Annotated in this window: 25 protein-coding genes and 1 tRNA gene; 12 read left to right on the top strand and 14 right to left on the bottom strand. The window is 66.9% G+C overall.

Annotated elements, in window-relative coordinates; genetic code table 11:
* The 3 genes from ilvN (at position 1) to IFT55_RS01100 (ending at position 2,603) form a co-directional block, all read left to right on the top strand.
* Positions 1-516, top strand: coding sequence for an acetolactate synthase small subunit (gene ilvN / locus IFT55_RS01090; protein WP_192088550.1), 516 nt, complete (start codon positions 1-3; stop codon positions 514-516).
* A gap of 118 nt (positions 517-634) precedes the next feature.
* Positions 635-1,654, top strand: coding sequence for a ketol-acid reductoisomerase (gene ilvC / locus IFT55_RS01095; protein WP_192088551.1), 1,020 nt, complete (start codon positions 635-637; stop codon positions 1,652-1,654).
* 343 nt (positions 1,655-1,997) lie between these two features.
* A complete protein-coding gene (locus IFT55_RS01100; RefSeq protein ID WP_192088552.1) occupies positions 1,998-2,603 on the top strand; it encodes a YceI family protein in 606 nt (201 codons plus the stop codon).
* 18 nt (positions 2,604-2,621) lie between these two features.
* On the opposite strand, the gene IFT55_RS01105 is transcribed toward IFT55_RS01100, so the two are convergent.
* Positions 2,622-3,005 carry a BLUF domain-containing protein gene (locus IFT55_RS01105; RefSeq protein WP_192088553.1) on the bottom strand — a complete coding sequence of 128 codons (384 nt, stop codon included), beginning with the start codon at positions 3,003-3,005 and terminating at the stop codon, positions 2,622-2,624.
* A gap of 256 nt (positions 3,006-3,261) precedes the next feature.
* On the opposite strand from IFT55_RS01105, the gene leuA reads away from it, so the two are divergent.
* Positions 3,262-4,935 carry a 2-isopropylmalate synthase gene (gene leuA, locus IFT55_RS01110; protein WP_192088554.1) on the top strand — a complete coding sequence of 558 codons (1,674 nt, stop codon included), beginning with the start codon at positions 3,262-3,264 and terminating at the stop codon, positions 4,933-4,935.
* Between the two features lie 130 nt (positions 4,936-5,065).
* Here leuA and IFT55_RS01115 read toward each other — a convergent pair whose 3' ends face one another.
* The 3 genes from IFT55_RS01115 to IFT55_RS01125 all read right to left on the bottom strand — a co-directional run bounded on the left by IFT55_RS01115 (position 5,066) and on the right by IFT55_RS01125 (position 9,473).
* Positions 5,066-6,286 (bottom strand): threonine synthase, encoded by a 1,221-nt coding sequence (locus IFT55_RS01115; protein WP_192088555.1) that lies wholly within the window; start codon positions 6,284-6,286, stop codon positions 5,066-5,068.
* A gap of 142 nt (positions 6,287-6,428) precedes the next feature.
* Complete coding sequence (locus tag IFT55_RS01120) at positions 6,429-6,701, bottom strand: SWIB/MDM2 domain-containing protein (protein WP_192088556.1); 273 nt, start codon at positions 6,699-6,701, stop codon at positions 6,429-6,431.
* A 150-nt stretch (positions 6,702-6,851) separates the two neighbouring features.
* Complete coding sequence (locus tag IFT55_RS01125) at positions 6,852-9,473, bottom strand: TonB-dependent receptor (protein WP_249403514.1); 2,622 nt, start codon at positions 9,471-9,473, stop codon at positions 6,852-6,854.
* A gap of 204 nt (positions 9,474-9,677) precedes the next feature.
* Here IFT55_RS01125 and folE point away from each other — a divergent pair, with 204 nt between their 5' ends.
* Positions 9,678-10,286 carry a GTP cyclohydrolase I FolE gene (gene folE, locus IFT55_RS01130; protein WP_192088558.1) on the top strand — a complete coding sequence of 203 codons (609 nt, stop codon included), beginning with the start codon at positions 9,678-9,680 and terminating at the stop codon, positions 10,284-10,286.
* Between the two features lie 36 nt (positions 10,287-10,322).
* On the top strand, positions 10,323-10,880 hold the full coding sequence (locus tag IFT55_RS01135; protein ID WP_192088559.1) for a hypothetical protein: 558 nt from the start codon (positions 10,323-10,325) through the stop codon (positions 10,878-10,880).
* Positions 10,881-11,298: 418 nt separating this feature from the next.
* Here the strand turns inward: IFT55_RS01135 and IFT55_RS01140 are convergent.
* The 5 genes from IFT55_RS01140 to IFT55_RS01160 all read right to left on the bottom strand — a co-directional run bounded on the left by IFT55_RS01140 (position 11,299) and on the right by IFT55_RS01160 (position 13,692).
* Positions 11,299-11,375, bottom strand: a tRNA-Arg gene (locus IFT55_RS01140).
* Positions 11,376-11,425: 50 nt separating this feature from the next.
* The gene (locus IFT55_RS01145; RefSeq protein ID WP_192088560.1) at positions 11,426-11,866 is read right to left on the bottom strand and encodes a DUF1178 family protein; all 441 of its coding nucleotides are present in this window, start codon (positions 11,864-11,866) and stop codon (positions 11,426-11,428) included.
* Positions 11,863-12,687: a carbon-nitrogen hydrolase family protein gene (locus IFT55_RS01150; RefSeq protein ID WP_192088561.1), complete on the bottom strand. Its 825-nt coding sequence runs from the start codon at positions 12,685-12,687 to the stop codon at positions 11,863-11,865. Before IFT55_RS01150 ends, IFT55_RS01145 begins: the two co-directional genes overlap by 4 nt.
* The gene (gene grxC, locus IFT55_RS01155; RefSeq protein WP_192089616.1) at positions 12,684-12,941 is read right to left on the bottom strand and encodes a glutaredoxin 3; all 258 of its coding nucleotides are present in this window, start codon (positions 12,939-12,941) and stop codon (positions 12,684-12,686) included. Before grxC ends, IFT55_RS01150 begins: the two co-directional genes overlap by 4 nt.
* Before the next feature lie 31 nt (positions 12,942-12,972).
* Positions 12,973-13,692, bottom strand: a complete 720-nt coding sequence (locus IFT55_RS01160) for a ComF family protein (RefSeq protein ID WP_192088562.1) — start codon at positions 13,690-13,692, stop codon at positions 12,973-12,975.
* Positions 13,693-13,737: 45 nt separating this feature from the next.
* On the opposite strand from IFT55_RS01160, the gene IFT55_RS01165 reads away from it, so the two are divergent.
* Positions 13,738-14,580 (top strand): methyltransferase domain-containing protein, encoded by an 843-nt coding sequence (locus IFT55_RS01165; RefSeq protein ID WP_192088563.1) that lies wholly within the window; start codon positions 13,738-13,740, stop codon positions 14,578-14,580.
* 3 nt (positions 14,581-14,583) lie between these two features.
* Here IFT55_RS01165 and IFT55_RS01170 read toward each other — a convergent pair whose 3' ends face one another.
* Positions 14,584-14,988: a (deoxy)nucleoside triphosphate pyrophosphohydrolase gene (locus IFT55_RS01170; protein WP_192088564.1), complete on the bottom strand. Its 405-nt coding sequence runs from the start codon at positions 14,986-14,988 to the stop codon at positions 14,584-14,586.
* A 59-nt stretch (positions 14,989-15,047) separates the two neighbouring features.
* Between IFT55_RS01170 and IFT55_RS01175 the strand changes: the two genes are divergently transcribed.
* Both IFT55_RS01175 and IFT55_RS01180 read left to right on the top strand, forming a co-directional pair.
* Positions 15,048-15,239: a Flp family type IVb pilin gene (locus tag IFT55_RS01175; RefSeq protein ID WP_192088565.1), complete on the top strand. Its 192-nt coding sequence runs from the start codon at positions 15,048-15,050 to the stop codon at positions 15,237-15,239.
* Between the two features lie 131 nt (positions 15,240-15,370).
* Positions 15,371-15,535: a Flp family type IVb pilin gene (locus IFT55_RS01180; protein WP_192089618.1), complete on the top strand. Its 165-nt coding sequence runs from the start codon at positions 15,371-15,373 to the stop codon at positions 15,533-15,535.
* Between the two features lie 61 nt (positions 15,536-15,596).
* Here the strand turns inward: IFT55_RS01180 and IFT55_RS01185 are convergent, their stop codons facing one another.
* The 4 genes from IFT55_RS01185 to IFT55_RS01200 are packed head-to-tail and all read right to left on the bottom strand — an operon-like array spanning position 15,597 to position 19,367.
* A complete protein-coding gene (locus IFT55_RS01185) occupies positions 15,597-16,547 on the bottom strand; it encodes an acetyl-CoA carboxylase carboxyltransferase subunit alpha (RefSeq protein WP_192088566.1) in 951 nt (316 codons plus the stop codon).
* A gap of 12 nt (positions 16,548-16,559) precedes the next feature.
* Positions 16,560-17,459, bottom strand: a complete 900-nt coding sequence (locus IFT55_RS01190; RefSeq protein WP_192088567.1) for a tyrosine-type recombinase/integrase — start codon at positions 17,457-17,459, stop codon at positions 16,560-16,562.
* On the bottom strand, positions 17,456-19,249 hold the full coding sequence (locus IFT55_RS01195; protein WP_192088568.1) for a hypothetical protein: 1,794 nt from the start codon (positions 19,247-19,249) through the stop codon (positions 17,456-17,458). The genes IFT55_RS01190 and IFT55_RS01195 overlap by 4 nt, the downstream gene beginning before the upstream one ends.
* A complete protein-coding gene (locus IFT55_RS01200) occupies positions 19,230-19,367 on the bottom strand; it encodes a hypothetical protein (protein ID WP_192088569.1) in 138 nt (45 codons plus the stop codon). The genes IFT55_RS01195 and IFT55_RS01200 overlap by 20 nt, the downstream gene beginning before the upstream one ends.
* Positions 19,368-19,457: 90 nt before the next feature.
* Between IFT55_RS01200 and IFT55_RS01205 the strand changes: the two genes are divergently transcribed.
* From IFT55_RS01205 to IFT55_RS01215, 3 genes are read left to right on the top strand one after another with little or no spacing between them, the layout of a single operon-like run.
* Entirely contained in the window at positions 19,458-20,009 is a 552-nt protein-coding gene (locus IFT55_RS01205) for a shikimate kinase (RefSeq protein ID WP_192088570.1), read from the top strand.
* Positions 20,006-21,106: a 3-dehydroquinate synthase gene (aroB, locus tag IFT55_RS01210; RefSeq protein ID WP_192088571.1), complete on the top strand. Its 1,101-nt coding sequence runs from the start codon at positions 20,006-20,008 to the stop codon at positions 21,104-21,106. Before IFT55_RS01205 ends, aroB begins: the two co-directional genes overlap by 4 nt.
* The gene (locus IFT55_RS01215) at positions 21,106-21,261 is read left to right on the top strand and encodes a DUF2256 domain-containing protein (protein WP_192088572.1); all 156 of its coding nucleotides are present in this window, start codon (positions 21,106-21,108) and stop codon (positions 21,259-21,261) included. The genes aroB and IFT55_RS01215 overlap by 1 nt, the downstream gene beginning before the upstream one ends.

The following is a 21,261-nucleotide window of genomic DNA, read 5'->3' on the forward strand; positions in this document are numbered from 1 at the left end:
ATGCACATACGTCAGGAACTTGCGGAACGGCACACGCTGGCCGTCCTCGTCGACAACGAACCGGGCATCCTCGCGCGGATCGCCGGGCTGTTTTCCGGGCGCGGCTACAACATCGAAAGCCTGACCGTGTCGGAGATCACCGCCGACAAGGCGGTCAGTCGCATCACCATCGTCACCAGCGCGTCGCCGCCGGTGATGGAACAGATCATCGCGCAGCTCGACCGGCTGGTGCCGGTGCACAAGGTCATCGACCTGACCGTGCAGGGCGCGCATGTCGAACGCGAGCTGGCGCTGGTCAAAATCGTCGGCAGCGGCGAACACCGGATCGAGGCGCTGCGCCTTGCCGAAGTCTATCGTGCACGCGTGGTCGATGCGACCGTGTCGAGTTTCGTGTTCGAGGTGACGGGATCGATCGAAAAGATCGACAAGTTCACCGAATTGATGCGCGAAGTCGGGCTGGTCGAAGTGGCCCGCACCGGCATCGCCGCCATCGCGCGCGGACGAGAGGCCGCCTGAATCTTCTCCCTGTTCGTCACCCCAGCGAAAGCTGGGGTCTCCCGCCGCAGGCGCGCGCTCGTGGCACGAGACCCCGGCCTTCGGTGGGGTGACGTTTCCATATCGAAAGGAACCTAACATGCGTGTCTATTACGATCGCGACGCCGATCTGAACCTGATCTCCGACAAGAAGATCGCCATCCTCGGTTACGGGTCGCAGGGTCATGCCCATGCGCAGAACCTGCGCGATTCGGGCGTTAAGAACGTCGCGATCGCACTGCGCCCCGGTTCGGGCAGCGCGGCAAAGGCCGAGGGCGCGGGCTTCAAGGTCCTGCCGAATGCCGAAGCGGCCGCATGGGCCGACATTCTCATGATCCTCGCCCCCGACGAGCATCAGGCGGCGATCTATGCCGACGATATCCACGCGAATCTGAAGCCCGGCGCGGCGCTGGCGTTCGCGCACGGGTTGAACGTGCATTTCGGGCTGATCGAGCCGCGCAGCGATGTCGACGTCATCATGATCGCGCCCAAGGGTCCGGGCCACACCGTGCGCAGCGAATATGTGAAGGGCGGCGGCGTGCCGTGCCTCGTCGCGATCCATCAGGACGCCAGCGGCAACGCGCACGACATCGCACTGGCCTATGCCAGCGGCGTCGGCGGCGGCCGGTCGGGCATCATCGAAACCAACTTCCGCGAGGAATGCGAAACCGATCTGTTCGGTGAACAGGCCGTGCTGTGCGGCGGGGTGACCCACCTGATCCAGGCCGGGTTCGAAACGCTGGTCGAGGCGGGCTATGCGCCCGAAATGGCGTATTTCGAATGCCTTCACGAAACCAAGCTGATCGTCGACCTGCTGTATGAGGGCGGTATCGCCAACATGCGCTATTCGATCAGCAACACTGCCGAATATGGCGACATCGTCACCGGCCCGCGCATCATCACCGACGAGACGAAGGCGGAAATGAAGCGCGTGCTTGCCGACATCCAGTCGGGTCGCTTCGTGAAGAACTTCGTGCTCGACAACCGCGCCGGCCAGCCCGAGTTGAAGGCGGCGCGCAAGCAGGCGGCGGCGCATCCGATCGAAAAGACCGGTGCCGAACTGCGCGCGATGATGCCATGGATCGGCGCGAACAAGCTGGTCGACCAGTCGAAGAATTGATCGGCGCAGCGGCATAGCCGCTACGCCGTCAAATTCTTCGACCGGCCGGCGCGGCGAAGCCGGCCCCTCGGGGCGCGGCTTCGCCGCGACCGACGGGCCAGCGGGCGCGATACGTTCGAAAGAGCGGCCCGCCCCGCCCTCGTCCAGGACCCGCCCGGAGATGACGGGCCGGGGAACGGCAGATTGCACCGTTCAGCGATCCCGCGCGTCCGCCCCATTCCGTCCAATTCGTGCCGATCCGGCACCGAAACCGAAACCGATCGTTTCGCATCCGGTATTTGACCGCGAAACGCGGGTCGCGGACAAGGCGGCAATCGTTTCTGCCTTTTTCGGAGAAGTTTCCATGCGCACGCCCCTGATCCTCGCCGCTGCCCTGTTCGCGGTCGCCGCCCCCACCGTAGCCCAGATGCCGGGCGCGCCCGACAAGGCCCGCGTCACCGCCGGCGCCTACACCGTCGACACCGCGCACACGCAGGTCGCGTGGCAGGTGAACCATATGGGCGTTTCGATGCTCGACGGCCTGTTCGGCGCGACCGGCGGCACTGCCACGATCGACCCGAAGAATGTCGCCGCCAGCAAGGTGTCGATCGACTTCAACGTCGCCGAATCGCTGACCGTTACCAGCCCGCAATTCGCGAACCACCTGAAGTCGAAGGACTTCTTTGACGTCGCCACCCATCCGACCGCGAAGTTCGTATCGACCCGGATCCAGCCGATGGGCGATCACTGGATGATGACCGGCGATCTGACGATCAAGGGGCAGACCAAGCCGGTGCAATTGACCGTCCGCTTCGTCGGCGCGGGTGAGAACCCGATGAACAAGAAGAAGAATGTCGGCTTCGTTGCGACTGGCAGCATCCAGCGCAGCGCATTCGGTCTCGGCATGGCCGTACCAGTCGTGTCGGACAAGGTCGATCTGACCATCAACGCTGCGTTCGTCGCAGCGTAAGGCAGCGATGCGCGCGGTTCAGGCCGCGCGCATCCCCGCAAATCCTTCGAACGTGCCGCGCACGCTCGGCGCGGCGTTCTGGACCAGCGCGGCAACCTGCTCGACGATCGCCCCCTTGCCATCGTCATGCGCCATCGCCCAGTCGCCGAATTCGCGCGCCTCAACCACCCGGCGCGACAGCACGACCAGCGCGAAATGGCGGGGATCGGCGGCGATCCGGGTATAGGCCGCCTCGACCGTCGCCGGTTCGCCTTCCAGCGCCTGCAGGAACCGCCGGCCCTTCGCATGAAGCAGGCCGGTAATGCCGTCGCGCATATTATTGCGCCGCGATCTTGCCAGAATATCCTTGAGATCGATCGCAACGCCGCTTCGTGCGGTACTTACGTAGATCAACTGTAGCATGACACCCCGGTACATTTCGCTTCAAGTCACTGTCCTTGAACCGGAAATCCTTACCAACCCGTGACGTCGGCATCGGGACTGGACTTTCGGTCCGCTTTTGCCCAGACACGCGGCCATGGCTCGCCTGTCCGCCCGGTCGCTACGACTTATCCGCCCTTAGGGCAGGATCGCACCACCGTGCGCCTTCCCTGAGGGAGTATCGAACCTTTCCGGCAGATACCGGCGCGTGACGCGCCATGAACAGGTCAGACACCAAATGCTGCGCGATCCTTCGACCAAATACCGCCCGTTTCCCACGATCGACCTGCCCGACCGTCAATGGCCGTCGCGGACGATCACCACCGCCCCGCGCTGGCTGTCGACCGATCTGCGCGACGGCAACCAGGCGCTGATCGACCCGATGGGCGCAGAGAAAAAGACGCGTCTCTTCGAACTGCTGGTCAAGGTTGGGCTGAAGGAGATCGAGGTCGGTTTCCCGTCGGCCGGTGCGACCGAATTCGACTTTATCGCGGGGCTGGTGCGTGAGGGCCGCGTCCCCGACGATGTATGGGTACAGGTGCTGACCCAGTCGCGCCGTGACCTGATCGAACGCAGCTTCGAAAGCCTTAACGGCGCGAAACAGGCGATCGTCCACGTCTATAACGCGGTCAGCCCGGCATGGCGCCGGATCGTGTTCGGGATGGACCGGGCCGAGGTCAAGGCGATCGCCGTCGCGGGTGCCAAGGTGCTGCGCGACGAGGCAGGCAAACGACCCGATACCGACTGGCGGTTCGAATACAGCCCCGAAACCTTCTCCACTGCCGAACTAGATTTCTCGGTAGAAGTCTGTGCGGCGGTGATGGACGTGCTGCGCCCGACGCCGGACCGGCCGCTGATCCTGAACCTTCCCGCGACGGTCGAGGCAGCGACACCGAATATCTATGCCGACCAGATCGAATGGTTCTGTCGCAACGTGCCCAACCGCGACAGCGTGGTCATATCGCTGCACACCCACAATGATCGCGGGACCGGCGTCGCCGCGGCGGAACTGGGGCTGATGGCGGGCGCGGACCGGGTCGAGGGTTGCCTGCTGGGCAATGGCGAGCGGACGGGCAACTGCGATCTGGTGACGGTGGCGCTGAACCTGTACACGCAGGGCGTCGATCCGATGCTCGACCTGTCGGACATCGACGCGGTGGTGAACACGGTCAATTACTGCACCAGCCTGCCGGTCCATCCGCGCACGCCCTATGCCGGCGATCTGGTGTTCACCGCCTTTTCGGGCAGTCATCAGGACGCGATCAAGAAGGGCATGGCCGCGCAGGCGCTGCGCAACGACGGGCTGTGGGAAGTCCCCTATCTGCCGATTGATCCCGCTGACCTGGGCCGCAGCTACGAAGCGGTGATCCGCGTCAATTCGCAGTCGGGCAAGGGCGGCGTGGCGTGGGTTCTGGAACAGGACAAGGGCCTGAAACTGCCCAAGCGGCTTCAGGCCGATCTGAGCCGCCACGTTCAGGCGATGGCTGACGAACTGGGTCGCGAACTCAACGCCGCCGATATCTGGGCGGCATTCTCTGGTGCGTATCTGCCGCGCGGGAGCGACCGGTATGCGCTGATCGACTATGCCGAGACGCATGCGCCGGGGGGCGGACCGCCGCGTACCTTCGTCGGACAGGTACGGCTCGACGGCGAGGAACGCTCGATTTCGGGCAAGGGCAACGGGCTGCTGTCCGGCCTGCTCGCCGCGCTGCGTGAGGAGGGCGGGATCGACCTCGACGTGGTCGATTATTCCGAACATGCGATCGGCCACGGGTCGGATGCGCAGGCGGCGGCGTATCTGGAATGCACCCTGCCCGACGGCCGACGCGTGTTCGGGGTCGGGATCGACGGTGACGTCGCGACCGCCACGGTGCGCGCCGCCCTTAGCGCCGCGAACGCGGCGGGGCGGTAGGGCGACGGGCGGGTCGGCGTTCGATCCGCCGGACTGTCCCGGTACGTCATCCCGGCGAAGGCCGGGATCGCCCTGCGGAAAATCGGTACACCCGACCGGAAAAGACCCCGGCCCGCGCCGGGGCGACGTTTCAGAAACGCCCGAAGTCGATCGGTGCGTCCTTCGACAGGAACTGTTCCGCCGCCGGCATCGGGTATTTCAACCCCGTCGCGCAGTTGAACAACACCACCTGCTCCCCCGCATCGACCAGCCCGGTCGCCAGCGCATCGCGATAGGCGGCCAAAGTCGCGCCACCTTCGGGGCATAGCAGCAGCCCGTCGGCACGCGCGGTATCCTCGACCGCGCGCAGGATCGCATCGTCGCCGACCGCCATTGCGCGCCCGCCGCTCTCGCGCACCGCACGCAGGATCAGGAAATCGCCGACCGCGCGCGGCACACGGATGCCGGCGGCGATCGTGTGTGAGTTTTCCCAGCGTTCGGCATGCTCGACCCCATCGTCGAACGCCTTGACGATCGGCGCGCAGCCGGCCGCCTGCACCGCGAACATGCGCGGTCGCTTCGACCCGATCCAGCCGAGCGCCTCGAGTTCGGCGAACGCCTTCCACATGCCGATCAGCCCGGTGCCGCCACCGGTCGGGTAGAAGATCGCATCGGGCAATTCCCAGCCGAGCTGCGCGGCCAGTTCCAGGCCCATCGTCTTCTTGCCCTCGATCCGGTACGGTTCCTTGAGCGTGGAAAAGTCGAACCACAGCCCCTGCCGCGCGCCTTCGCCGACGATCGCACCGCAATCGTCGATCAGCCCATCGATCCGCCACACATCGCCGCCCTGCATCGCGATCTCGCGCACGTTGATTTCGGGTGTATCCGCCGGACAGAAGATCGTCGTACGGATGCCGGCGCGCGCGGCATAGGCCGCCAGCGCCGCGCCGGCATTGCCGTTGGTCGGCATGGCGATGCGCGTCACGCCCAGCGCCTTGGCCATCGCGACGGCCATCACCAGCCCGCGCGCCTTGAACGATCCGGTGGGCAGCCGCCCCTCGTCCTTGACGATCGGGCGTCCCGGCTCCGCCGTCAGCTCGATCAACGGCGTCTCGATCTCGCCGAGGCTGACGATGTCGGCGGTGTCCCGAACCGGTAACAGTTCGCGCCAGCGCCACAGATCGGTCGGCCGCGCCTCGATCGTGTCGCGCGACACCGCCGCCCCCGCCGCCGCAAGGTCGTAGCGGACCAGCAGCGGTCGTCCGGCGCGCGACAGGCCGTGCAGCGTGTCGGCGTCATACCGTTCGCCGGTCAGCGAACATTCGAGGCGGGTGACGAAGGTCGGGCGATCGGCCGTCAGGTTCGGGTTCATCGCACCGGGATATCACCACAGGTGGCGGTGTCGAGCGCGGCGCCGTACCGATCCATGCCGGACGAACGAACGACGCCGCCCGGAACGGGTCCGGACGGCGTCGGGTCGCAACCAGCCCGCGATGCATCGCGGGCGGTACGCGTCACTTCATATGGGCGCTGAGCAGCTTGTTCATCTCGAACATCGTCGCCGACTTCTTGCCGAACAGCTTTTCGAGCGTTTCGTCGGCGAGGATCTCGCGCTTGTCCTTCGGGTTCTGAAGGTCGTGCTTCTTGATGTATTCCCACATCTTGCTCACGACTTCGCTGCGCGGCAGCGGATCGGACCCGGTGATCTTCGCCAGATCGGGCGACGGCTGCACCGGCTTGGCGATACCACCCCGGGCTGCGCCGGTCGTCGTGGGTTCTTTAGCCATATATTCCTCCTGATCCCCCTTATGGACCGCGACCGTCCGGGCGCGGCAAGCTGGGCTTTATGCCGCGTCCCGGTGCCTTTGTCGCGGAAGAATTGCAATACGTTACCGAAACGAGCCGGTGAATACGGCCACTCGTCGCATCACGGGCGATCAAAAGCCGAACCGGCCGCGCAACCCATAGAAACGCGGCATCGCCGGATAGACTCCATAGGTTCCGGTCTGTTCGGGAATCGCAAAACCGGAAATATTATAATATTGATTGGTGATGTTCTCGACGAACAACTCCGCCGATATGCGCCGGTCTTCGGTCTGGACGCCGATCCGACCGTTCAGCAACGGATATCCGTCGTTGCCGACGACCGGGGTTCCCGTCCCGTCGCGCACGATCGCCACGTCGCTGTTATAGCGTAGATCGACATGGACCAGTCCGTTGATGCGGCTGGTCAGCGCCGGGGTCCATGTCGCGGCTACGGTGACGACGTTGCGCGGCTGGTTCAGGAACTGCTTGCCCTGCTGGTTCTGCAACGGCGTGCCGGCGAAGTCGTTGCTGTCGTCATAGGACGCGTCGAGCAGCGTATAGCCCAACCGCACGCTGAACGCCCGGATCGGTTGAATGATCGATTCCAGCTCGATGCCCCGGCCGGTCGCCTTCGGCACGTTCTGCACCACGAAGCTGTTGCCCGCGAAGATCAGCGACTGAAGCCCCCGGAACTTCTGGTAGAAGATCGCGGCGTTGAACGAGAATTGCCGCGTGATGCTGGTCTTCAGCCCCAGCTCGTAGCTGTCGACGGTTTCCGCACCGAACTCCAGATCGGTCGCCTGCGCACCGTCGCCGCCAAGGACGGTCGTATCGAAGCTGGCCTGATCCAGATTGTAGCCGCCTGATTTGAACCCGCGATCGTAACTGGCATAGCCCAGGATATCGCGATTGAACTTGTATGCCAGCTTGGCAGTGCCGGTAAGCCGGCTTTCCGAACGGTCGTGCGTGTAGTTTCCGTTGAACTCGCTGGAGATCGCCGGGTTGCAACTGAGCAGCGCAAGATTCTGGAACAATGCCGGGCTGGCGGCGCGGATGGCGTTGCGATACGTCACGGCGCGCGGATCATTGTTCAGGAAGAAATCGCATGCCGCCGGGTTGCTGTTGACCGTGGCGTTCAGTTCCTTGCGTTCGTAGTTGTACCGTGCGCCCAGTGTCAGCGACAATTGGTCGGTTAAGTTGACGATATTGTGCGTGAACAGCGCGAAGGCATTGGTGTCGACCGCGAAATCGTCGTTGTTGTTGCCCTGCCCCGGCTGGTTGGGGGTCAGCGGCGTGTTAAGATAGGTGAACAACGCCGATCCCGGCGGGGCCGCCCCCTGCAACGCTGCACTTTGCGCATACAGAAGTTGCCCGAACAGCGGCACCGTACCCGCCGGCAGCGCGGGGCCGCCCCGCAGCGCGGTCACGAGTTGGGTGAAGGTCGGCACGGTGAAGCTGCCGAAGAACTGCGCCTGCCGCCCGATGCCTCCCGCCGATGGTGGCGCGGCCAGCGCCCCGCCCAACAGCGTATCGACATAGCGGTTGGCATCGACGCCCAGCCGCACGGTGTCGCGCAGTTTCAACTGCTCGTTCAGATAGAATCCGCCGATCAGGAAATCGAGCTTTCCGTCGAACAACTGGCCCTGCAACCGCACTTCCTGCGTAATATCGCGCACCGTCGATCGATAACCGTCGCGATAGGCGCGATCGATTCCCGAATAATCGATGTCCTGATTACGCAGCACGCGCCAGTCGCGATACGCGCTGATCGACGTCAGCCGCATCTCACCGATATCGACGTTCAGTTCGCCCGATACGCCCCAGTCGCGCACCGCCTCGCCATAATCGCGGCCGGGCGTCGCACCCATCCGCCGGTCGGACGGCGGACCGGTATAGATGCCGGTGCGCCCCTGCCCCGCCGCGATCGCCTGAATGGCGGGCGCGGTCGTGCCGCGCGTCCCGCTGACCACGCCGCAACATTGTTCGTCGGTCTCGTAATAATCGCCGATCAGCCGGAAATTGACCCCGGTCGTTTCGTACAGCGCCTGTCCGCGCAAATACCAACGGTCGATATCATTGAACGACCGGTCCGAATTCGCGTCTGCGATATAGCCGTCGCGCTGGCGATAGCCGCCATCGACGCGCAGCGCGAGCGTCCGCGATACCGGGCCGGTCAGTGCCCCCTTGATCTCACGCGCGTTGTAATTGCCGATCTCGCCCTCGACATAGCCGCCAAGGTTGAATTGCGGTCGCGCGGTAAAGATCGACAGCGCACCCGCCGACGTATTGCGCCCGAACAGCGTCCCCTGCGGCCCACGCAACACCTCGACCCGCTCGATCTCGGGCAGTTCGGCGACGGCGATACCCGCGCGGGCGCGGAACACCCCGTCGATGAACACGCCGACCGCCGGTTCGAACCCCGGATTGTCGCCCGCCGTGCCGACCCCGCGGATCGACAGCGACGTGCCGGTCGCGGACGACTGCCCGGTGGTGGTCTGAAGCGACGGCGCAAGCTGTTCGAGACCACGGATATCGGTCACGCCGGCATTGTCGAGCAACTGCGCGTTCACCGCCGTCACCGCGATCGGCACGTCCTGTACCGGTTCGGCGCGGCGCGTCGCGGTGACGATGATCTCGCTTTCCCATTCCGGTTCGGACGTGGTGGGCGGCGCGGCCGGCGATACGGTCTGCGCCGCAACGGGCGCGGCCATGGCGATGCAGGCGGCCGACGCCAGCCATTCGAGCTTACTCATACGCATCCCCTCCTGAGGACGCCGGTCTTTGCCGGCCGATAGTTGGCATTTGGTGCAGAAGCATCTATCGGTCGTCAACGGGTGATACCGGACCGTTCGTCCTTTCTTTCGGCGAACGGGTATGGAAGCCACAGTCAGCCTGATAGAGGTTATCGGGCAGGTCCACGACCGCAGACTGAAGTTCGGGAATGGATTTAGTTCATCATGTGCGATGCGGACGGCGATCTGGTCGACGAGCCTTCGAAGATTCCGGTGCCCGATCATGTGGCGGAAGCAGTGCGTACGCTGATCCGCTGGGCCGGTGACGATCCCGACCGCGAAGGGCTGGTCGATACCCCCCGACGGGTTGCGCGGGCATGGCGCGAATATACGCAGGGCTATGCCGACGACCCCTCGCATCATCTGGCGCGCGTGTTCGAGGAAGTCGGCGGCTATGACGAGATCGTACTGCTGCGCGATATCCCGTTCCAGTCGCATTGCGAACATCACATGGCGCCGATCATCGGCAAGGCGCACATCGCCTATCTTCCCCGCAACCATGTCGTTGGCATATCGAAGCTGGCGCGCGTGCTGCACGGCTATGCCCGCCGGTTGCAGGTACAGGAACGCCTGACCGCCGAGGTCGCCGACTGCATCTGGAACGGACTGGCCCCGCGCGGCGTCGCGGTCGTGATCGAGGCGACCCATGCATGCATGACTGCGCGCGGCGTCCGCACGCCGGGCGTGACGATGACGACCAGCCGGATGATGGGCGTGTTCCGCGACGACGAACGCAGCCGCAAGGAAGTGCTGGCGCTGATCGGTCGGGGCTAACGGAACGACGGCGACATACCGGTCGTTACGCCGTCGATGAAATGGTTTGTGATCCTTGCCGCTACGGCGTCGCTGGCGGCATGTTCCGCCGAACCGCCCGTCGCTACGAACGCCACGGCGGACAGCGGCGCGGTTCCGGCAGGATCGATCGGTGGAGTCGAACCGTCCCCACTGCCCGTGGTCGCGGCGCGCGCGCCGTCCGGCCTTCCGCCCGAAACGCCGCCGCACGTCGCACCGCCACTCGACCCGATCGACCGCGCCGATCTGCAGGATCGCGATCTGCTGGGATCAGGTTGCGCCTTCCGCGCCGCGCCAGGTGGCCCGATGCTGCTGGTGGTGCGCGACGAAGGCGACGGCCTCGCCAGTTTGAACCGTCGTCGCTATTCGCTCGCGGCCGCCACGCCGGGACGTGATGCCATCGCGGTCGGCGGGATCGTGGCCGGCAACGGCGTGTCTTTCACCATCCGCCGCGCGAGCGATGATCCGGTCGCGGTGCGTGGATCGTCGCAGGCATGGGCAGCGACGCTGGATATGCGCACCGCCGATGGCGGCGAGCGCGTGTATCGCGACGGACGTTGGGAGTGTGGCAGCTAAAGCGTGCCGGGATCAGGCTGGATCAGCGGCGCGGACGCGATTTTGCCGTCGTACGAGGCTTGAGGAGGGAGCGGCGCCGAGGCATCGTGACCGACAAACCACGCAGGATCATGGAAAAAGTACCCCGCCACGTAGCAGTCGCCCGCAGGGCGATGACGGTGGTTCAATCTGGTCCGGTTACCCTATAAACGCAGCCGCGTTACGCCGGCCGGTAAACTGTTGTCGGCACGTCGAACCGTTCCTCACAACGGTGGTCTGCGGCACGTTCGAGCGATATCGGCGTAGCATCGGCATCGTTTCGACGGCCGGGCAGGTTCGGTATGTCGACCACGGGGCTGGTTGGTTTGCCTAACCCGCCCTGCCGAGGTTTGTCTAACCTTGCTAACAACCGCGCAAATGCGCCGTTTCCGCTGGGAGATGGTGGCCTCGGAGGGACTCGAACCCCCGACGCCCGCTTTAGGAAAGCGGCGCTCTGTCCAGCTGAGCTACGAGGCCACGTCGACGCTGTATCGCCCCGCATCGTCCGGTGCAACGGCGGCGGACGGTCAGTTCGCCTGTTCGGGCGGGACGATCGGCAGCGGCAGCGGCGCGATCGTGATGCCGTCCTCGATCAGCGCCTTCGCCTCGTCCCGCGTCGCCTGTCCGTGGATCGGCGCGGGATCGGTCGCGCCGTCGTGCATCGCGCGCGCACGATCGGCGAAGTCGCGGCCTACCCACTCGCTGCCCTTCAATATCTTTGCCTGCGCCGCCGCCAGTGCGGCCAGCGCATGCTTGACCGCTTCCGGCGCAGGCGGTGCGGGCGGTGTCGCCCCACGGTTGCCCTTGGCCCCGATATTCGGCGCCATCACCGCCTTCGCGATCGATGCATCGTCGCATACCGGACAGCGGACCAGCCCCGCATCGCGCTGCGAATCATACGCTGCGCTGGACCCGAACCATGCTTCGAACACATGGCCCTGTCCGCAACGCAGGTCGAATACGATCACGCGATCACCTCGACCGGCGGCACCGAACGCCGATGCGCCCGCACCTGTATCCGCGCGCGAGCCGCGACGACCGCGTCGGGATCGATGTCGACGAAGCCCAGTCCCGCGTTCTCGCCCATGTCGAGCAGCACGGCACCCCATGGATCGACCACCAGCGAATGGCCCCATGTCGTACGCCCGTCGGCATGCGTGCCGGTCTGCGCCGCCGCCACCACGAACGCCCCCGTCTCGATCGCCCGCGCACGCAGCAGGACATGCCAGTGCGCCTGCCCCGTCGGCACGGTGAACGCCGCCGGCACCGCCAATATCGTCGCACCCGCATCGCCCAGCGCGCGATACAGGTCCGAAAAACGCAGATCGTAGCAGATCGACAGCCCCAGCGAACCGGCAGGCGTCGTCACGACCCGCGCCGCATCGCCCGGCGCATAGCTGGCGGATTCGCGCCACGTCTCGCCGGTCGGCAGCGTCACGTCGAACAGGTGCAGCTTGTCATAGGCGGCGCGGACCCGGCCGGTCGCGTCGATCACATAGCCGCGATTGGCGAAGCGGCCGTCGTCGCGGCGCACGGCGAGCGACCCGATATGGACCCAGATGCCAGCATCCCGCGCGGCGGCACGGACCGCCGCCAGCACGCGGTCCTCCTCCTCGGCCACGATCGCACCGGCGGCGCGCGTCCGGTCGCGATCGACCAGCCCCGACATTTCGGGCGTGAACAGCATCGTCGCGCCACCCGCCGCCGCCCGTTCCACGGCCTCGACCAGCGTGGCCGCGTTGGCATTGGGATCGATGCCGGCGGTCATCTGGAGCAGGGCGAGTTTCACGATGTCAGCAGCGCGTCCAGCTTGCCCGCCCGGTCGAGCGCGGTCAGATCGTCCGATCCGCCGACATGGGTATCGCCGATAAACACCTGCGGCACCGTCGTCCGGCCATTGGCGCGACCCAGCATCTCCTGCCGTTTCGGACCGCCCATGGTGATGTCGATTTCTTCATACGCTGCGCCCTTTTCGTCGAGCAGCCGCTTGGCGCGGGTGCAGTAAGGGCAGAACGCTTTGGTATAGATCGTGATGGAAGCCATGACGATGAAGTGTGGCCACGATGCCGGCTTGTCAATCGTCGCCATGGATCACGCGCGCCCAGCACAGCACCCGGACCCGCTCCGCCCCGGCCTTCGACAGAATCTTCGCGCAGGCGTCGGTCGTCGCCCCGCTGGTATAGACGTCGTCGACCAGCACGATCGATTGCCCCACGACGCGCGCGGGATCGGCGACCGCGAACGCACCGGCCACGACCTTGGCCCGCGCGCGCGATCCCATTTCGCGCAGCGGCGGCGTGGCACGCGTCCGGCGCAACAGGTCGCGGTCGAGCGGCACGCATGCACGCTCCGCCACCGCCGCCGCGATCAGTCCTGCCTGGTTGTAGCCGCGCGTCCACAGCCGCCGGGGATGCAGCGGAACCGGCACGATCCGGGTCGCATCCGCCGGCACGTGGCGGGCCATCAGCCGCCCCATCGTCGTCGCCAGCGCCAGCCGCCCGCCATATTTCAGTTTCAGCGCGACATCGCGCGCCACCGGGCCATAGGCGACGGCAGCGCGAACCCCGTCGTGCACCGGCGCGCGCGCCAGACATGGTGCGCACCGCACGCCTTCGCCCCGGTCGAACGCGAACGGCAGTCCGCAACCGGCGCACGCCGGATCGCCGAGGAACCGCAGCGCGGACCAGCATCCGGCGCAGAACCGGTGATCGGCCTCCACCACGTCCCCACACGCCGGACAACGCGGCGGCAGGGCAAGGGCGACGATCCGGGCGAGGACGATGGTGGCGCGCATGCCCACCCCTTGTCGCGGTGCCACCCGCGCGGCACAAGGCACGGCGTGAGCGTCCCCGATCTCTTTTCCCGTCGCCGTCGCCGGCTGCATCGCGACCGCGCGTCGCGCAACTTCGCCGATGCGGACTTCCTGCACCGGTTCATGGGCGAAGGCGTCGGCGAACGGCTGCACGCCGTGACCCGTTCGTTCACCGACATGCTCGACCTCGGGTGCCACGACGCCACGTTCGCCGCGCCGCCCGGATGCCGGGTGGCACGATTCGATCCGGGCTTTGCGTTCGCGCATGCGGCGGGCGGCGTGCAGGGCGACGAAGACCGGCTGCCCTTCGCCGACGGTGCGTTCGACCTCGTCATATCGGTGGGCGTGCTCGATTCGGTCAACGACCTGCCCGGCGCGCTGTCGCTGATCCGGCGTGCGCTTCGGCCCGATGGACTGTTCCTCGGCGCGTTCACCGGGGGGGCGACGCTGGGCACGCTCAAGCGGTCGCTGTTCGACGCCGAATCCGACCGTCCGGCGGCACGCGTTCACCCGCAGGTCGATCTTCGTTCGGCGGGCGACCTGCTCGTTCGTGCAGGCTTCGCGTTGCCTGTCGCCGATTCGGAAACGTTGAGCGTGCGGTACGGCCATATCGGACGGCTGGTCGACGATCTGCGCGGCATGGGCGCAACCGGCTTGCTCGACGCGCCGCCGTTGGACCGGACGCGCTTCGCCGCCGCCGCTACCGCATTCGCCGATCGCGCCGATCCCGACGGACGGACGAAGGAAGTGTTCGAAGTGATCTATCTGACCGGTTGGGCACCGGCCCCGACCCAGCCGCAGCCAGCGCGACGCGGCAGCGCGACGACCTCGCTCGCCGATGCGCTTCGGCCACCCGGCGGGGAACGCTGAACGCTAAACCAGCGCTTCGAGCAGCGCGATCAGCGGACGGTCCGCTGGCGGCATGTCGATGCGGTGCAGTTCGACCGGCCGCACCCAGCGCAACGCCGTCGCTTCCAGCGGCGCGGGGATGCCGTGCCATTTGCGCAGGACGTACAGCAACAACACCAGATGCCGGTCGCGCAGCGGTTCGCTGGCGAAGGCTGCGGGGGCAAGACAGTGGTGATCGACCCTGATCCCCAGTTCCTCGTGCAACTCGCGGATCAACGCTTCCTCGGGCGACTCTCCGGGTTCCAGCTTGCCGCCCGGAAACTCCCACAACCCCGCCATCGACGTTCCCGGCGGCCGCTGCTGGACCAGCACCCGGCCATCGCCGTCGATCATTGCGGCCGCGCTCACCATCAACAGTGCGATCGACATTTCCTTAACCCTTCGCCGGCTAATCCCGCCGCCTGAACGATGAAGGATTCCGGGTCGATATGCGAGCGTTCCTGAACCGGGCCAATGCCCTGTGGCGCGACCAGCGCGGCGGCACGGCGATCGAATATGGGCTGATCCTCGCGCTGATCGTGATCGCGGTCCTTGGTGCCATCTCGCTGCTGGCGAAGGGGACCACCAGTATGTGGAACGATGTGGCGACAAAGGTCATCACCAGCAGTTCGCAGCGATAAAATCCGGTTTCTGAAATAGTTCCGCGACTTAAACTCTTTTTCAACCGTGTCGTCGCTATTGCGGAAATGCCGGACGGAAGAACGCCCGAATGGCCGGGAAGATTGAAGCACGCAGAAGCACGGAGACCGCAATGCAGAAGATCCGCAATTTCGTTAAGAACAGCAAGGGCGCGACCGCCATCGAATACGGCCTGATCGCCGCGCTGATCGCCGTTGCCGCCATCGCCGCCATGAAGGGTCTGGGCAACCAGCTCTCGACGACCTTCGGCAGCGTGACGACGGGCATGAAGAACTAAGAGCCTTCGGGTTCGACGAACATCGCGGGCGGCGGGACGATGGTTCCGCCGCCCGTTTTCGTTACTGGATCCGGCCCATCGCAAGGAATTTCTGACGCCGCGACTGCCGCAACGCCGCCGCCGGCTGATGCTCCAGAGCGGTCAGTTCGCGGTCGATCGCATCGCCCAGCGCATCGATCGCCGTCACCCGATCGCGATGCGCCGCGCCCAGCGGTTCGGTGACAATCGCATCGATGACGCCCAGCGCCTTCAGGTCCTGCGCGGTTACGCGCATCGCTTCGGCCGCGTCGGGTGCCTTGTCGGCGGTCCGCCACAGGATCGATGCGCATCCTTCGGGCGAGATGACCGAATAGACCGCGTGTTCCATCATCAGCACGGCATTGCCCGCCGCCAGCGCGATCGCGCCGCCCGATCCGCCTTCGCCAAGGATCGCCGACACCATCGGTACGCCGAGATTCAGCGCCGCCTCGGTCGATCGCGCGATCGCCTCCGCCTGTCCGCGTTCCTCCGCCTGGATGCCGGGAAACGCGCCCGATGTGTCGACCAGCGTGACCACGGGCAACCCGAACCGGTCGGCAAGGTGCATCAGACGGATCGCCTTGCGATAGCCCTCGGGCTTGCCCATGCCGAAATTATGCTTGAGCCGCGTCGCGGTGTCGTCGCCCTTTTCATGGCCGATCACCATGACCTTGCGCCCGCGGAACCGGCCGAGTCCGCCGATGATCGCCGAATCGTCGGCAAAGGCCCGGTCCCCGCCCAGCGGCATGAAATCGTCGACCAGTTGCGCGACATAATGTTTGAAATGCGGCCGTTCGGGATGCCGGGCGACCTGCGTCTTCTGCCACGGCGTCAACCGGCTATAGGTTTCGCGCAGCAGCCGGTCCGACTTGGTCTGGAGCCGGCCGATCTCGGTGGCGATATCCAGCGCGCCGTCGGCGGCGGTTTCGCGCAGTTCGTCGATACGCGACTGCAACTCAGCGATCGGTTTTTCGAAATCGAGGAAAGTGGCCATAGCCCGTGCGCCCTATGGCCGCACCGGTGCCGCGTCAATCAGCGGGTGGCGTTCGTTGACCAGCCGCACCAGCCGCGCGCGATCGACATGGGTATATATCTCGGTCGTCGCGATATCGGCATGACCAAGCATCGCCTGCAACGCGCGCAGGTCGGCGCCTCCCTCCAGAAGGTGCGTGGCGAACGCATGGCGCAGCACGTGCGGGCTAATCCGGTCGGGCGGTATGCCGGCCTCCGCTGCCAGCGCACGAACGATCTGGTACAGGCGGACACGGGTCAGATGCGCCTTGCCCGACGGAAACAGCCACGGGCTGTCAGCCGGTACGTGATCGCGCCACGCGGCGACGGCGGCACGCGCGCGATCGGACAGCGGCACCATACGTTCGCGCCCGCCCTTCCCCTTCAGGATCATGTATGGGCGATCGGACGCGACCGCCCCGCGCGGCAACGACACGAGTTCGGTCGCGCGCAGCCCCGATCCATAGAGGAGTTCGAATAGCGCGGAGAGGCGAAGGTCGTTGCGGTCGGGGGGATCGCGCGCGACCCGGGCGGTGATCGCGGCGAACATCGCATCGACATCGCCGGTCGACAGCGTGCGCGGCAGCCCGCGCGTGGTGCCCGGCCGGGGCAGCGCGATGCCGGGATCGTCGGCGCGAAATCCCTCGTCCAACAGGAACGCGAAGAACCGCCGCAGCGCCGCCGCCTTGCGCGCGACCGTCGCCGGGGCCAGCGCACTCCACCCGTCGGACACCCGTCCGATCGCGGCGGCATCCGCCTGTGCCAGCCGCCCGCCCGACGCATCCGACGCCAGCCGCAGGTCGGTTTCATATGCCGACAGCGTGTTGCGCGCCGCCCCAGCCTCCGCCGCCATCATTTCCAGAAAGCGGTCGATCAGCGCGGCATCGCCGGTCACGTCCGCGCGATCGCCTCTGCGGCGATCATCCGCGCCTCTCCCTCGCGCCCGGCCGCGCGCAAGGCTGCGACGATGTGGAACAGCGCGACCGGCGATACGCCGCGCCAGTCGCGGGTCTGCATGCCGACCGCCGCCAGCAGCAGCACCGTCGCCGATTCGCCGTTCACGCCCGCCACGTCGATCGCGTCGGTCCATGCGTTGCGCGCACCGACCGCGACGTTCAGATCGCTGGCCAGCCCGCGCACCTCACCCGATGCGATCCGCCCGAGTCCGGCAAGGCCGGCGAACAGCAACTGCCCCTTGCGCGCGTCGGCATCGGCATAGTCCGATATCGCGCCTGCCGCGATCGTCCGGCCGCGCGGCGCGGCCAGTGCCAGCATCGCCCATCCGTCACTACCGGCCGGCACCACGCCGCGCCAGCGCATCGCGGGCAGGTCCAGCCCGGCGGTCAGCATCGACGCGATCAGTCGGTCGGCATCCGCCTGATGATCGGCAACCGGCGCGATCGACGCGGCGGCGCGCGCCGTCAGCACACGGCGCGCATGGCCGAGCGCGGTATTCCCCGCCGGTTCCCACAATTGCCGCAACATCGCCAGCCGATCGGCGGCGGACGCGGTAAAGGCGGTGCGGATATCGCTCGCCAGCGCGGTCTGCGCGCTGGTCGCATCCTCGTCGGTCAGCAGTTGCGCGTACAGGTCGACCAGCGCCTCGCTCGACAGCACGCCCTGCGCGGCGGCCAGATCGGCATCGCCCAGCCGCGCACCCGGCGCCACTTGCGGCGCAGTGGCGTGCCAGAAGCGCACCTGCGGCCCGACCGTATCGTACAGCGCGGGCGGCACGACAACGTTGCCGGCGGCGGCGAGGCCATAGCGCCACGCGCTCAACCGGTCGACGCCGTCCCATTCGATGGTGACCGCACGGCGACCCTGCGCGCCGGTGCCGACGATCTTTTCGGCCAGCGCGACGTCGATCGCCCCGCCGCCCGGTGCCTGACGCCGCGCCTGATCGACGATGCGCCCCGCCGCCCGCGCCTCGCCCGACAGGCCGAGGCACATCGCGTTGGCCAGTCGCCAGCCACGTTCGTTCGATATTTTCAGCGCCGGTTCGACCAGCGGGCACATGCCGCCGGCATCCCCGGTGGCCAGCAACGCCTGCATCGCGATCTGGAACAGCTTGGGCGTATAATTGTCGATATCGACCGCCTGCACCACGGCACGCGCCGCGTCGGCCTCGCCCATGCGGACCAGCAGCCAGGCGCGTTCGGCGGCGAAGTCCGCGCCGTCGACCCCGGCGGGCGTCGTCACTTCGGACACCAGCGCGCGGCGCAGTGCGATCGACAGCCAGCGCGAGGCGACGGGCGCGTCCAGCCGCCGCATCAACCGCTGCAGATACGGCCCGGACGCGGCACCGAACGCATCCGGCCCGAACCCTGCACCGTCCGCGCCCGCGATACCGACCTGCCCGACCGAACGGCGCGCGAAATCGGGCAGTTCATAGGCGCGCAACGCCGCCGCATCGACCGGCACGATCGAGGCCGACGGAGTCGGGGTCGGCGTCGGGTTCGGCCCTGCTTCGCCCGGCAATGGCTGGACGATCGGCACGGCGGGCGCGAACCCCGGCGCGGCGGACGCGGTGGCGCGCGGCGTCGGGGTCGGCGCGGGTGCTACCGGATCGCCGAACCCCGGCGGCAACAGCGACTCGGGGCTGTCCTGCCCGATCGCCGGTACGCCCAGTGCCAGCGCGACGGCCGCCGCGCCGATCCGCAACCGGTCAGTTCGCGAGGTTTTCAAGCGCGACCGCCTTTTCGATCTGGACCGGCTGCTGTTCGGTCGAACGTCCGGCGAGCAGGAACAAGCCTGCGATCAGCAGGACGAGGACGACGATGAGGATGACTAGCGAACGCGACATGGATCTGATCGTCCCGAAAACATAAAGCGGATGGCGATGGCGACGTGCCTTTTGCCCGATGGCCGAGGCGGCTGTATAGCCCCCGCCTCCATGCTGCAAACCCACCTCCCTTTTCCCGACCGTCCGCCCCCATGGGCCGGCAAGCCGATCGTCCTCGTCGGATTGATGGGCGTCGGCAAATCCACCGTGGGCCGTCGTCTCGCGCAGCGGATGAAACTCGATTTCGTCGACGCCGACAACGAGATCGAAAGCGCGGCGGGGATGACCATCGCCGAAATCTTCGAACGGTTCGGCGAGGCGCATTTCCGCGACGGCGAACGGCGCGTGATCGCGCGGCTGATCGACGGATCGCCAAAGGTCATCGCCACCGGCGGCGGTGCGTTCATCCAGGACGAAACCCGCGCGCTGATCCTCGAACAGGCGCTGGCGATCTGGCTCGACGCCTCGCCGGACGTGCTGGCCGAACGGGTGCGCCGCCGCGATACCCGCCCGCTGCTGCGCGGCAAGGACCCGCGCGCGGTGCTGCGCGACCTCGCCCGCGTCCGCAATCCGGTCTACGCGCTCGCCCCGATCCGCGTCGTCAGCCAACAGGCGCCGCACGACGCCACCGTTTCCGCCATTCTGAAAGCCATCGGCCAATGACCGTCATCCCCGTCGCGCTGGGTGCGCGCAGCTACGACATCGTGATCGAGGACGGTGTGCTGTCGCGTGCCGGCGAGCTTCTCTCCCCGATCGCGCACGGCCGGCGGATGGTGATCGTCGCCGATGCCGGAGTCGGCGCGCACCTGACGACGCTGCGTACGTCGCTGACGGCAGCGGGCGTCGCGAGCGAGGCGGTGTCGATCGCGGCCGGCGAAGGGTCGAAAAGCTGGGCGACGCTGGAACGGCTGCTCGATTCGCTGCTCGCGCTGGGGATCGAGCGTGGCGACCATATCGTCGCGCTGGGCGGCGGGGTGATCGGCGATCTGGTCGGCTTCGCCGCCGCGATCCTGAAACGCGGCTGCGGCTTCGTTCAGGTGCCGACGACCCTGCTGGCGCAGGTCGATTCGTCGGTCGGCGGCAAGACCGGCATCAACGCGCGTGCGGGCAAGAATCTGGTCGGCGCATTTCATCAGCCGGCATTGGTGCTGATCGATCCGCAGACACTCGACACCCTGCCCGTGCGAGAAGTCCGCGCAGGCTATGCCGAAGTGGTCAAATACGGGCTGATCGACGATCCCGACTTCTTCGAATGGTGCGAAGCGCATGGCGAACGGCTGCTGGCCGGTGACCCCGACGCGCGGACGCACGCGATCGCCCGTTCGGTATCGGCCAAGGCGCGGATCGTCGGCGAGGACGAATATGAGACCAAGGGCCGTCGCGCGCTGCTGAACCTCGGCCACACCTTCGGCCACGCGCTGGAGGCGGAGGCGGGCTATGACGGCACGCTGCTGCACGGCGAAGGGGTCGCGGCCGGCATGGCGCTGGCGTTCGCCTATTCGGTGCGTCGGGGTCTGTGTCCGCCCGACGATGCCGCGCGGGTCGCGGCGCATCTGCGCGCGGCGGGCTTGCCCGACGGGCTGGCGGCATCGGGATGCCGTGCATCGGGCGCGACGCTGGTCGGGCATATGTTGCACGACAAGAAGCGGGAGGGCGGCACGCTGCCGTTCCTGCTGGCGCGCGGTATCGGGCAGACCTTTCTCGACCGGTCGGTCGATCTGACCGACGTCGCCGACTTCCTCGATTCGCAACCGAGCTGATGCCGCGCGGCGTCGCGAAGCGCGACCTGCCGACCAAGACGTGCCCGGTGTGCCAGCGGCCGTTCGCGTGGCGCAAGAAATGGGAGCGCGACTGGGACAACGTCGTCTATTGTTCGGAACGTTGCCGACGCACGGGCCTGCCGGGCGACCAGTAG

Source organism: Sphingomonas sp. CFBP 13720 (genome assembly GCF_014842075.1).
Taxonomy (GTDB): Bacteria; Pseudomonadota; Alphaproteobacteria; order Sphingomonadales; family Sphingomonadaceae; genus Sphingomonas.